Origin of the sequence: Brucella sp. MAB-22, assembly GCF_025908475.1 — a bacterium.
In the GTDB taxonomy this organism is placed as follows: Bacteria; Pseudomonadota; Alphaproteobacteria; order Rhizobiales; family Rhizobiaceae; genus Brucella; species Brucella anthropi.
Window position 1 is genome coordinate 847,778 of record NZ_CP109781.1, and the last position, 12,418, is coordinate 860,195.

Here is a 12,418-nt window from a genome sequence, read left to right on the forward strand (position 1 = left end):
TTAGCTGTGGGAAAGACGGCATGGCGGCGCATGGTGGAGGCGGCCCATGCGCAGGAGGAGAGCATTATGGACAGCCACGTCTTCGAGGCGCTGAGTACAGAGACATTGCCAGTTCGGCTTGGTGGCAATGCCGCCATGAAAGAGAAGGTCGGGAGCGATTCGTCACGCTGGGCCATCAGGGAAGTTGGTGACGGTAATCTCAATCTGGTCTTCATCGTCACAGGCGAAGCGGGCGCTGTGATCGTCAAGCAGGCACTGCCTTACGTGCGCCTCGTCGGCGAAAGCTGGCCGCTTCCGCTCAAACGCTCGTTTTTCGAATATCACGCTCTCAAGCGCCAGGGTGCGCGTGACCCGGGTATGGTGCCGGAAATCCTGTTCTTTGACGAAGCCCAGGCAATCATCGTCATGGAATTCCTGACCCCGCACATCATTCTGCGCCGCGCTTTGATTGACGGTCGCGAACTTCCGAAGATCGGTCGTGACCTCGGCCTCTTCGTTGCTCGTACTCTTTTCCGGGGGTCCGACCTTTCCATGGTGACCCGCGAGAAGAAAGCGGACGTCGCCTTGTTCTCTGACAATGTCGAGCTCTGTGACATCACGGAAAATCTCGTCTTTTCCGATCCCTATTTCGAGGCAAAGCTCAATCACCACACCACACCGCAGCTCGATCCAATCGTGGCGGAATTGCGCGCCGACCGCGAGCTCAAGGTGGAAGCGCAGCGGCTGAAACACCTCTTCTCTGCCAAGGCTGAAACACTATGCCATGGCGACCTGCACACCGGTTCGGTCATGGTGACCGACGATGAGACCCGTGTCATCGATCCGGAATTTGCCTTTTACGGTCCGATCAGCTTCGACGTCGGTATGCTGATCGCCAATTTCTGGATGAGCTATTTTTCACAGGCTGGTCATGAGACTGCACCCGGCGCTCGCGACAGCATGCGTGCCTATCTTCTGGATACGATCGACACACTTTGGGAAACGTTCCGCGCCGAATTCGCTGCCCTGTGGCGTACGGAGCGTAAGGGTATCCTCTATCAGGCAAGCCTCTTCGAAGATCGCCAGGACCCGCTTGCCGCCGAACAGGCACTCAACATCGTCATCGACGAGATCTGGCACGAAATGCTGGGCTTTGCCGGCATCGAAACCCATCGCCGCATCCTGGGTCTTGCCCACAATGCCGATTTTGAAACCATCACCGACCCCGACCGCCGCGCTTCTTGCGAGAGCAAGGCGCTGAAGTTCGGGCGTCACCTCGCCGTCAACCGGCAGCGCATCCATAGTCTTCGGGATATCCGAGAGACCGTGGAACGGCTTGAAAAGGAGATTCTCGCGTGAAAGTCGGAGAACGCCACTACCATACGATCTGGCTGAACGAAGACGGTCGCTCCGTTGACATCATCGACCAGCGCTGGCTGCCGCATGAATTCCGTGTCGTAACACTGAAAACCGTCGCCGATGTCGCCGATGCAATCCGCGACATGTGGGTACGCGGCGCGCCGCTGATCGGCGTCACCGCCGCCTACGGCGTTGCCATCGCGATGGCGAAAGACCCCTCGGATGCTCACCTCGATGCCGTATGGGAAGAACTCAACGAGACCCGCCCCACCGCCATCAACCTGCGCTGGGCGCTGAATGCGATGCGCGAATATCTGCGTCCATTGCCTGAGGCAGAACGTGCGGATGCTGCCTATAAGCGTGCCGCCGAGATCGCCGAAGAAGATGTTGAGCTCAACCGCGCAATCGGCGCGAACGGCCTCGATGTCATTCGCGAGATCGCTTCGAAAAAGAAGCCGGGCGAGCCCGTGCGCATCCTTACCCATTGCAACGCCGGCTGGCTTGCTACCGTCGATTATGGCACCGCGACCGCGCCGATCTATATGGCCGTTGAAGAAGGAATCCCGGTCCATGTCTATGTCGATGAGACGCGTCCGCGCAATCAGGGTGCCTATCTGACGGCTTGGGAAATGAACGGCCATGGTGTGCCGCACACGCTGATCGTCGACAATGCCGGTGGACATCTGATGCAGCACGGCGATATCGATATGGTGATCGTCGGCACAGATCGCACCACTGCAAACGGCGATGTCTGCAACAAGATCGGCACCTACCTCAAGGCGCTCGCGGCGCGTGACAACGACGTGCCGTTCTATGTTGCACTCCCCTCGCCAACCATCGACTGGACGGTGCAGGACGGCGTCAAGGAAATCCCGATCGAAGAACGCACCGCCGACGAAGTGAGCTTCGTCCAGGGCCGCGCCGCCGATGGGTCCATTGCGAGCGTCCGCATCTCGCCCGAAGGCAGCCCTGCCGCCAATCCCGCCTTTGATGTCACGCCAGCCCGCCTCATCACCGGCCTCATCACGGAGCGCGGCATCGCAACGCCGTCGCCTGAAGGCCTGAAGGCGCTCTTCCCGGAAAGGAGCTGAGACGATGATTCTGACCAACGAAAAATCCACCGAGGAAATCGCACTCGGCATCCGTCGACGGGTCTTCTTCCATACGATGAAGAACAATGGCGGCTATCTGAGCCAGGCCTGCTCCGCCGCCGAGAGCCTTGCGCTGCTCTACAATGAGTTGCTGACGCTCGGCGAGCCAACCCTGCCGAAAGTGCCGTTGCCTTTCCGTGGCGTGCCTTCGGCGCATAATCCGGATGCCTTCACCGGCGCCGGATATCATGGTCCCGTCGGTCCGAACTTCGACCGCTTCTTCATCTCGCCTGCCCATTATGCGCTCGTCATCTATTCCGTGCTGATCGAAATGGGACGGATGGACGAACACGCGCTTGATCATTTCAACAAGGATGGCGGTTCCGTCGAAATGATCGGCGCCGAACATAGCCCCGGCATGGAAGTGACCACAGGATCGCTGGCCCAGGGGCTTTCCATGGCGTCAGGCGTTGCCTGGGCGCGGCTGCGTAAAAAGGAGCCCGGCAAAGTCTGGGTCTATATGTCCGACGGCGAATTCCAGGAAGGCCAGACCTGGGAATGTCTTGCGGCGATGAGCTACCACAAGATCGACAACATCCGCGTGATCGTCGATGTAAACCGCCAGCAATGCGACGGCGCCATGTCTTCCGTGCTCGACCTTGGCGACCTTGCGTCCCGTGTGGCGTCCTTTGGGGTCACCTGCCGTTCGGTGGATGGCCACGATCTGGGCGCACTACGTGCAGCTGCCGAGAGCGCGGAAGCTGGCAAACCACTTGTCATCCTCGCCAACACCTCGCCTTACCAGGGCATGGATTTTCTGAAAAAGCGTTTCCCGCGCCTGCACTATGTCCGATTCAAGAGCGCGGAAGAGAGGCAGGAAATGCAGACGGCACTTGCCATCGAACTCGGTATCGAACTCACTGCGATGGAAAGGGCCTGACAATGGTCGAAATCGTCAACCGCCCTTACGCCAAGGCTTTCGAAGCCTTCGCCACCGCGCGTCCGGAAGTTCTGTGCCTTTCGGCTGATCTCACCTCGTCTTGCGAAGTCGACGGTTTTCGCGATCGGCATCCGGAGCAGTTTCTCACTCTCGGCATGGCCGAACAGAACATGTTGTCCTTTGCTGGCGGTCTCGCCATGCAGGGGTTCCGGCCGTTCATCCATACCTTTTCAGTTTTCCTCTATCGACGGCCCTATGACCAGCTGATCAACTCGATTGCCTATTCCAATCGCAAGGTGCGATTGATGGGGTTCCTTCCCGGCATCACCACACCGGGCGGCATTACGCATCAGGCGATTGAGGATATTGCCGTGTTGCGCGCGGTACCGAACATGACGATCCTCGAAACGGGTGATGCGACGGAAGTCGAGACTGTGTTGGAAGTCGCCGACAGCATCGACGGCCCGGTCTATGTGCGCATCCTGCGCGGCGAAGTACCTCGTCTGTTTTCAACGCCCTTTGAATTCAATAAGCTGCGCACGCTCTCGGAAGGCGACGATATCCTCGTCGTCTCTTCCGGCGTATGTACCGAGGAAGCGCTGCGCGCCACCGGCCCACTTGCCGCGCGTGGTGTCGGCATCCATCATCTTCACGCCTCCACGCTGAAACCATTCGATAAGGACGGTCTCCTGAGAGCCGCGCGCGGCAAGAAGGGTATCGTCACGCTGGAAAACCACACCATCATCGGCGGCCTCGGCTCGCTTGTCTCGGAAATCCTTGCGGAAGAAGGGCTTGGTATCCGCCTCAAGCGCCTTGGTCTCAACGACACTTTTGCGCACGGCGCCTCGAAGCCATATCTCATGAAGAAATATGGGCTTGATGCTGGCGCTCTGGTTTCGGCAATTGAAGAACTTGTCGGCAAGAATCTCGCCATCGGCGAAGAGGAGCTGGTGGAAGTGCGCCTCGATCATGTGCATTCCGCACAGAAGGCCGAGGCGCTTTGATGGCACCGCGCTTTACGGTTACCTATTTCGTGCGCGCCGCCGACGAGGCGGAGGCCAAAGCGCGTGCGCTCGACATCGCGCTGGAACAGACCGTGGAAATCCCGCGCAACGTCGTGCCGAAAGGCTATGTCGAGGACGAGATACTCGGTCGGTTGGAAAGCCTGCTCCAGGATCCCGAAGGCAGACCGGGATTTCTCGCCGCAATCTCCTATTCGGAGGACGATATCGGCGGGGATTTCCTGCAGTTTCTCAACATCGTCTTCGGTAACAGCTCCATCAAGCCCGGCATCAAGGTCGAGGATATTGGCCTGTCGCCGGGCCTGCTTGATCTGTGCAAGGGACCACGCCACGGCATAGTAGGCCTGCGTGCCCGCGCTGGCATCGGCGAAAAGCCGCTCTTGATGTCCGCCATCAAGCCGGCCGGCCTGTCGACTACGGAGCTTGCCCGCCTCGCCTATGATTTCACGCTGGGCGGTATGCATTTTGTGAAGGACGACCACGGTCTCGTCGACCAGAAGACCGCTCCCTTCGAGGAGCGGCTGAAGGCCTGTATTGAGGCGGTCGGCGAGGCTAATGCGAAGAGCGGCGGTCGCACGAGTTTCGTTCCTAACATCACAGGCCCTGCAACCGCGATCATCGAGCGGGCAAAGCAGGCGCAGGAATACGGCGCAGGCGGTGTGATGATCGCTCCAGCGCTTGCAGGCTATGATATCGTGCGTACACTTGCTGCAGATTCGGATTTTTCCCTGCCTATCGTCTCGCACCCGGCCTTTTCCGGCGCCAACGTCGTCTCACCCGATTGTGGCTTCTCGCACCGTGCCTTTTTTGGCACGCTGCACCGCCTGATGGGCGCTGACGCCGTGGTCTATCCAAATTTCGGTGGCCGTTTCGGCTTTACTCGCGAGGAATGTCAATCGATCGCAAAGACCTGCTCCGTGGATATGGGTGGTCCCAAGGCCATCGTCGCCGCTCCCGGCGGCGGCATGACCTTCGCCCGCATCCCGGAAATGCGCGAAGCTTACGGCAATGACATCATGTACCTCGTCGGCGGTGCACTGCTGTCGGAACCTGATCTGGTCAGCGCATGCAAACGCCTTGTTGCCGCAACGGAGTGAACAATATCAAACTGCACCCCGCCACGATGGAGGTTCGTTGATCGATCGCCAACGTTATGGCTCCCCCCTCTGCTTCAGTAGCCTCGCTTGCGGTCAATCTCCCCCATAAGCGCTTCGCCCGTCTGCAGCCGCTGCAGGTTTTCAACGAGTATGTCAGCCGCTCCATGGCTGTCAGTCACGCAAGCAATATGGGGGGTAAGGATTACTTTTGGATGCGACCAGAGGGGATGCGCCGATGGAAGTGGTTCAGGTGCAGTCACGTCAATGAAAGCCGACGAAAGATGTCCGCTATCGAGAGCTGTAAGAAGCGCATCATAATCCGTATGCGGCCCGCGACCGACCAGAACCACACTTGCCCCCCTCGGCAGGCGCGCAATAAACCCGGCATTGATCAAGCCCTCCGTCTCCGTTGTGAGCGGCAGAAGGCAAACCAGTATGTCTGTTTGCGCAACGAATTCGTGAAGCCCATCCTCACCGGAAAAACACTGCACACCCTCAATATTCTTCTCGCTGCGGCTCCAGCCGGACAGTGGGAAACCGAAAGGCTTGAGCGCCGTCAACGCGGCCTGTCCAAGATATCCAAGCCCCATTACACCCACCCGGCGGCGATGCGCACTTGGCTGAGGAAGCGTCTGCCAAATCTCGTCACGGCTTTGTTTCAGATAAGCGGGCAATTGCCGGAATACGGACAGCACGGCGAGCGTCACATATTCCTGCATCATCCGTGCAAGACCTGGCTCGGTCATGCGGACAATGCGAACGTGAGAAGGAATATCTGCTTCAAGAAATTGCTCTACGCCCGCCCCACTTGAGAAAATGATTTCCAATGCAGGGAAGCGCTCCGCCAGCCCTTCAGGAACCTGCCAGCATAATAAATGACGAACCCTTGCCGCAGTGTCTGCATCCAACGCGCCGGAGAGGAACTCCATCTCCGGCAGTTCGTGGGCAAACACGTCGCGAATCTGCTCGGTCCGCGCTGCATCCAGATAACAATAGAAAGCCATGACGCCTCCAGCGCGACACAAGGCATGTGTCACGCGTAAATTTGGATCAATGATTGAGAACGCGGCGCAGGAAGTCCTGTGTACGCGGATGCTGGGGTGCGCCGAGCACGTCCTTGGCCTTACCCTGTTCAACGATGACGCCGCCGTCGAGAAAAAGTACACGGTCAGCTACGTCGCGGGCAAAACCCATCTCGTGCGTCACCACCAGCATGGTGAGCCCCTCATCGGCAAGACTACGCATGACATCGAGCACATCGCCCACCAGTTCAGGATCGAGCGCAGACGTGGGCTCATCGAAAAGGATTGCCTGCGGCCGCATCGCCAAGGCGCGAGCAATCGCAACACGCTGCATCTGACCTCCGGAAAGCTGGCCCGGATAATGGTTGGCCCGGTCTCCGAGACCCACACGCTGAAGCAGATGCTCGCCATATTTGCGAGCTTCGGCCGGCTTTTCACCTTTGACGTAGACCGGCCCCTCAATGACATTCTCAAGTGCGGTTCGATGGGGAAACAGGTTGAACCGCTGGAAGACCATCGCCATTCGCGTGCGAATATCGTGGATCGAACGATCCTTCGCGTTGACCCGCTGGCCTTCGATCAGAATATCGCCGCCCTGATAGGTTTCCAGCCCGTTCAGGCAGCGCAGCATCGTGGATTTTCCCGAACCGGAGGGACCTATGAGGCAGACCACTTCACCCTTCTGCACATCAGCACTGATGCCCTTGAGAACCTGAAGCGGACCATAGGATTTGGTGACGTTCTTTATTTCAATCATCGCCATGATCAGTGTCCGTTTCTTTTACCAAAGAGCTTTTCGAGACGCCCGACAGCCATCATCAACGGCAAGCTCAGGCAGAGGTAGAACATGGCAACCAGCGTATAGACGCTCATGTTTTTGAAGGTCGAAGAGGCAAGCAGCTGACCTTGTAGAGTTAGTTCAGCAACGGTGATGGCCGATGCCTGCGAGCTGTCCTTCAACAGCATGACCATGATGTTGCCGTAAGGCGGCAGAATCACACGAACAGCCTGCGGCAGGATCACGCGGCGCATCGTCATGAACCAGCCCATACCGATGGACTGCGCGGCTTCCGTCTGCCCATGGTCGATGGCTTCGATACCGGCGCGGAAATTTTCTGCCTGATAGGCCGAATAGGCAATGCCGAGACCGATGATACCAGCCTGAAGAGCGGAAAGCGCAATGCCGAATTCCGGTAGAACGAAGTAGATATAGAACAGCTGCACCAGAATGGGGATACCGCGGATCACATTAACGATAGCTGCGGCAATGGCCGACACCCAACGGATCCCCGATACCCGCATCAGCGCCCAAACGAGCCCCAGAAGCGTCGAAAGGACAAGGGAACCCAGGGTCACGAGAAGCGTGTATTTTACGCCTTCCAGCAAGATCGGGAAGAACTCGCGGATGTCCATGAGAAAATTTTGCATTGGCTTTAACTCTATTTATTTGGCGCGATCAAACGGGGATTAGGCCTTGCGGCCGGTAGGCCCCGTCTCGTGCGCAGACCGAAAAGCATGAAGAGCTTCAGCTTGGACGCGCGCGTGGAGCACACCTGAAATTTCGAGCATGGGGATTGATCCCCATGCTCGCACTGGAATTATTTCAGTCCGTATTTCGCAAGAATTTTCTGAAGCGTACCGTCCGACTTGATGCGGGCAATGGCCGCGTTGATCTTGGGCATACGTTCATCGCCTTTGCGCAGGGCCAGGCCAAACTCGCCGCCAGCCGAAGCTTCATAACTCTCTACCATCTTCACCTTGGGGAACCGGCCCTGCGAAAGATAATACGCAGCCATCGGACCATCCCCGAAACCGGCATCGATACGCCCGGCGTTCACGTCAGCAATGATATCGGGAATGCCCTTGTAGACCTTAACATCGCTGAACAGCCCGCTCTTCTTGAAGAGATCGACGAAAGTGGTCCCCACCTGCACGCCGATGGTCTTGCCCTTGAGATCCGCATAGGTCTTGTAGGCAGTATCATCCGAAACCGGTACGAAGACACCTTCGCCATAACCATAGACAGGATCAGAGAAGTCCACGACCTTTGCACGTTCTTCCGTGATGAACATTGCCGAAGCAATCATGTCGATCTTGTTCGAGGTTAGCGATGGCACGAGCGCCGAAAACTGCACGGCTTCGAATTCCGGCTTGATGCCGATATCCGATTCAATGGCCTTGACTACATCGACCAATACGCCATCCATCGCCTTGGTTTCCGTGTTCACAAAAGTAAACGGCAAACCGGTGGGCGAAGAGCCTACTTTGACGACCTCCTGGGCCAAGGCAGGCATCGCGCCCCCCATGATGACCGCCATAGCCGCCAGACCGAAAATTTTCTTGAGACGCATGACATTCTCCTTCCTAAATGCAGCGATAAGCCTGTTATTCGTAACGCCGGTTGTGAAACCGCGTTTGATAAAGTGAAATTCGTTGTGACCAGCGTCCGCGTTGCGGCTTCTCACTTGTGGCCACCCTGAGAACCCGTGCTGTTTCTCAATGCTCGTTCACTGGATGCGGTTGCCTCCAACTTGCGATCCTTCCGTTCAAGGTCGGCGAAAACCAGCGGCATGAACCAGGCTTTTCCGCGCCACGTAGGAACAAGACGTGGGGGACGAAAATCGAAACTGCTCTCGCTGTTCGGTACACCCAGTATTTTCTGCGCTGCTTTGAGGCCGAGCCAGGGAGCCCAGACAACACCCGAGCCACAGAAACCGGTTGCATAATGAACCGCTCCACGTTGAAAAATTCGAGGCACCATGTCCCGATTCATCGCCACATAGCCAAACCAGCTATGCGAGATACCAACGCCTTCAAGTTGAGGGAAAACCCTGCACATTTCTGCATAATTGCGCTGCGTGGCACTATCCGGGTCGCCTCGGCTTGTTACGTCACGCCCACCGAACAAAATGCGCCGTCCATCCGGCGATGGGCGGAAATAGTAAGTCATAGCACGGGTGTCGGTGAGCATTTTCAACCCCGGCACCAAGTCGCGCACACGTTCCTCACCCAGATCCTCGGTTGCGATGATTCGTGAACGCAAAGGCACCAGCCGCTGACGCAACCAACGGTCCGAATGGTCGGTATAACCGTTCGTGCAAACAAGGACTTCGCGTGCCTGAGCGCGGCCACGCGCGGTAATTACTGTCTTTTTATCAGCGCCTTGGTCGATACCTTCTACGCGGCATTCGGCGTGAATCAGCACCCCTTCAGCGAGTGCAAGCCGCACCAGTTCCGCATGAAATTTTGCCGGATGCAGACCGCCTATATCCATACGCACGCTGCCGCCAGCATAGAGGTCCGTGGCGATATGGCGGCGAACCTCGTTCAAGGGAACCGCATAGGATTCAATGCCGGTCGCGCGCTGGATACCTTCAGCACTTCGCGCCATATCGTCATATTCGGCGCGCGTCATCGCACCGCTGAACCGTCCCACAAGCTGGAAATCCGCGTCGATGCCTTCATTAGCCAGAAAATCGATCATGAAGCGACGCGCTTCATGGCCTTCAGCAGCAATCTTGACCGCACGCTCCAAGCCGAACTTGCGCACCAGTGTCTTGTCGTCGGGACGAATATTGCCACTGGTAAAGCCGCCGTTGCGGCTGGAAGCGCCAAACCCCAGTTGTTCCCGCTCGAAAACCTGAACTTTTCGCCCTGCGCGCGCCAGATGAAGAGCAGCGCAAAGCCCCGCATAACCCGCGCCAACAATGGCAACGTCGCAATCCCGCTCGATCTCGTGGTTCTCGATGCTACGCGGCGGAGCGGCTTCCCACCAATAAGGTGTATCCTTGTGAGCCATGTCCGATATGTCCCCCTCCATGTTTTGGATGGATTTTGTTTTTAGTTTATTGAACGTAGATCAAATATGAAGCAGAATAGTGAAAACTAATCAACCCCGATTCAATCCTGTTTGTAGCGAGAGCCATCAAAGGATGCCAAAAGTGAACAAGGCAGAAATATCCCCGACCGCCCCGACCAGCGAGCCTGCTCCCAACGACGCAGGGGATATCGGAGCGCGCATTCGCTTGCGACGGCAGACGCTGGGTCTCACTCTCGGTTATCTGTCGGAAGTCTCTGGTCTGTCGACGGGTGCCTTGTCACAGATCGAGCGGGGCCTCGTATCGCCGACTGTGCGCACCCTCTATACGATTGCCGAGGTGCTCTCCATGAGCCCGGCCCAGCTCATCGACCCGCAAGGCTTTGCCGCAGCTGCCCGAGCTAATCCCTATGTATTGCGTGCCGGAGAACAGCCAGAAGTGCTGAACGCTGGTGGTGTCATCAAGCACCGTGCTTCGCCTGAACTCATTGAGACCATGAAATCCTTCGCGGTGCGGATCATTCCGGGCGGGAGTTCCGGTGAGGAATGCTACACGCATTCCGGCGAGGAGCTGGGTTACGTCATTTCGGGCAGTTTCACGCTGCAGATTGAAGACGCACAGTACCTGCTTTCAGCAGGTGACGGATTTGCACTGCCTTCAACGACCCGCCACAGATTCTTCAATAATGGTGAAGCCGAAGCCTTCGTGCTCTGGGTGAACAAACCCGAGTGAAGTCGCTCGACAGGCCGAAAAAACGCTGGAGAAAGATGAAAATGGCAAGCAGCCCTGAGAGCTTCTCACGCTCATTATGGTGGAACGCAGCTGGCGAGGCAAAACCGAATCATCCCAAACTGAACGGTGTGCATGAGGCGGACGTCGTTATTGTTGGAGGTGGCTTTACAGGCCTTTCCAGCGCGTTGTTCCTTGCCGAACGCGGGAAAACGGTGGTGATCCTTGAGGCGCGCCATGTCGGCTTCGGCGCATCGGGACGCAACGGCGGACAGGTGATCCCCGGTTTGAAGCATGACCCAGAAGATCTTCTGGCTGCCTATGGTCCAGAACACGGCAAGCGCATGATCGACCTCGTGGGTGGTGTAGGCGATCTTGTTTTCGACCTTGTACGCGAACATGATATCCAATGCTCTCCTGTTCGAGCCGGGTGGATACAGGCCGCCCATTCCCAGCTTGCAACCGCTGCCGTCCATAAGCGTGCGCGGCAATGGCAGGCACAAGGCGTCGAAGTCGAGATTTTGGATCGCGCGCAGATTACTGAACTTTCCGGCACTGAGCGCTATTTCGGCGGATGGCGCGATCCTCGCGCAGGTGCTCTGCAGCCGCTGGATTATGCCCGTGGGCTTGCCCGCGCCGCCACGGCACGCGGCGTTCAGATTTTTGAAGATTCCTCCGTTACTTCTCTGATGCCGGAGAAAGGCGACTGGATTGCAAAGACCGCAAATGGGTCGGTTCGCGCGCGCGAAGCACTTGTCGCCACCAACGCTTACACTGACAACCTCGTACCGGGTCTTGCTCAAAGCATTCTTCCGGTGCAAAGCATGCTGATCGCGACAGAGCCGCTTTCAGAAAAGCAGCGGCGGGAGATCATACCAGGCGGAGTGGTTCTATCCGAAACACGCAAGATCGCTTTTTATATGCGCCAATCTGAAGACGGGCGTTTTCTTATTGGCGGACGCGGCGCCGTCGGAATGAACGAAAAGAACGCGCTGATGGAAGCGTTGAAAGCCGGAATGGTGCGGCTGTTTCCACAGCTCGAAGGTATCGGCATCGATTATCACTGGTCCGGGCACGTGGCGCTGACCATGGATGGCCTGCCACATCTTCACAATCCTACTGCGGGCTTGCATGCCATGCTTGGCTATAATGGCCGGGGCGTTGCCATGGCCACCGCTTTTGGCAAGATGTATGCCGAATATATCGCCGAAGGCCGCCCCATGGTTTATCCAACCACAAATATACCGCGCCTTGCCTGGCATGCGATCCGCAAGCCTGTCATGGACCTCGGCATCCGCTGGTACTGGATCAAGGACAGCCTTGGTTTCGCATCGAAATAAATCCCATGCAGAGAGAACCTA

General features: G+C 57.4%; 12 protein-coding genes. 7 read left to right on the forward strand and 5 right to left on the reverse strand.

The window, feature by feature from the left end:
• The first annotated feature begins 66 nt into the window (after window positions 1-66).
• The 5 genes from mtnK to OHI65_RS03830 are packed head-to-tail and all read left to right on the forward strand — an operon-like array spanning window position 67 to window position 5,488.
• A complete protein-coding gene (gene mtnK, locus OHI65_RS03810) occupies window positions 67-1,338 on the forward strand; it encodes an S-methyl-5-thioribose kinase (protein WP_011983108.1) in 1,272 nt (423 codons plus the stop codon).
• Complete coding sequence (mtnA, locus tag OHI65_RS03815) at window positions 1,335-2,429, forward strand: S-methyl-5-thioribose-1-phosphate isomerase (protein ID WP_011983109.1); 1,095 nt, start codon at window positions 1,335-1,337, stop codon at window positions 2,427-2,429. The genes mtnK and mtnA overlap by 4 nt, the downstream gene beginning before the upstream one ends.
• A 4-nt stretch (window positions 2,430-2,433) precedes the next feature.
• On the forward strand, window positions 2,434-3,369 hold the full coding sequence (locus OHI65_RS03820) for a transketolase (protein WP_125302681.1): 936 nt from the start codon (window positions 2,434-2,436) through the stop codon (window positions 3,367-3,369).
• Between the two features lie 2 nt (window positions 3,370-3,371).
• Entirely contained in the window at window positions 3,372-4,373 is a 1,002-nt protein-coding gene (locus OHI65_RS03825; protein WP_011983111.1) for a transketolase family protein, read from the forward strand.
• Window positions 4,373-5,488, forward strand: coding sequence for a RuBisCO large subunit C-terminal-like domain-containing protein (locus OHI65_RS03830; RefSeq protein ID WP_125302678.1), 1,116 nt, complete (start codon window positions 4,373-4,375; stop codon window positions 5,486-5,488). The genes OHI65_RS03825 and OHI65_RS03830 overlap by 1 nt, the downstream gene beginning before the upstream one ends.
• Before the next feature lie 74 nt (window positions 5,489-5,562).
• Here OHI65_RS03830 and OHI65_RS03835 read toward each other — a convergent pair whose 3' ends face one another.
• From OHI65_RS03835 to OHI65_RS03855, 5 genes are all read right to left on the reverse strand, one after another.
• Window positions 5,563-6,492: a 2-hydroxyacid dehydrogenase gene (locus OHI65_RS03835; protein WP_125302676.1), complete on the reverse strand. Its 930-nt coding sequence runs from the start codon at window positions 6,490-6,492 to the stop codon at window positions 5,563-5,565.
• 46 nt (window positions 6,493-6,538) lie between these two features.
• Entirely contained in the window at window positions 6,539-7,267 is a 729-nt protein-coding gene (locus tag OHI65_RS03840) for an amino acid ABC transporter ATP-binding protein (protein ID WP_010660472.1), read from the reverse strand.
• Between the two features lie 8 nt (window positions 7,268-7,275).
• On the reverse strand, window positions 7,276-7,938 hold the full coding sequence (locus OHI65_RS03845) for an amino acid ABC transporter permease (protein ID WP_011983115.1): 663 nt from the start codon (window positions 7,936-7,938) through the stop codon (window positions 7,276-7,278).
• A 170-nt stretch (window positions 7,939-8,108) separates the two neighbouring features.
• A complete protein-coding gene (locus OHI65_RS03850) occupies window positions 8,109-8,861 on the reverse strand; it encodes an ABC transporter substrate-binding protein (RefSeq protein ID WP_010660474.1) in 753 nt (250 codons plus the stop codon).
• A gap of 110 nt (window positions 8,862-8,971) precedes the next feature.
• On the reverse strand, window positions 8,972-10,309 hold the full coding sequence (locus OHI65_RS03855; RefSeq protein WP_125302673.1) for an NAD(P)/FAD-dependent oxidoreductase: 1,338 nt from the start codon (window positions 10,307-10,309) through the stop codon (window positions 8,972-8,974).
• A gap of 133 nt (window positions 10,310-10,442) precedes the next feature.
• Between OHI65_RS03855 and OHI65_RS03860 the strand changes: the two genes are divergently transcribed.
• Both OHI65_RS03860 and OHI65_RS03865 read left to right on the forward strand, forming a co-directional pair.
• Window positions 10,443-11,060: a cupin domain-containing protein gene (locus OHI65_RS03860; RefSeq protein WP_125302671.1), complete on the forward strand. Its 618-nt coding sequence runs from the start codon at window positions 10,443-10,445 to the stop codon at window positions 11,058-11,060.
• A 41-nt stretch (window positions 11,061-11,101) separates the two neighbouring features.
• Window positions 11,102-12,397, forward strand: a complete 1,296-nt coding sequence (locus OHI65_RS03865; RefSeq protein WP_125302668.1) for an NAD(P)/FAD-dependent oxidoreductase — start codon at window positions 11,102-11,104, stop codon at window positions 12,395-12,397.
• Window positions 12,398-12,418 lie beyond the last annotated feature (21 nt).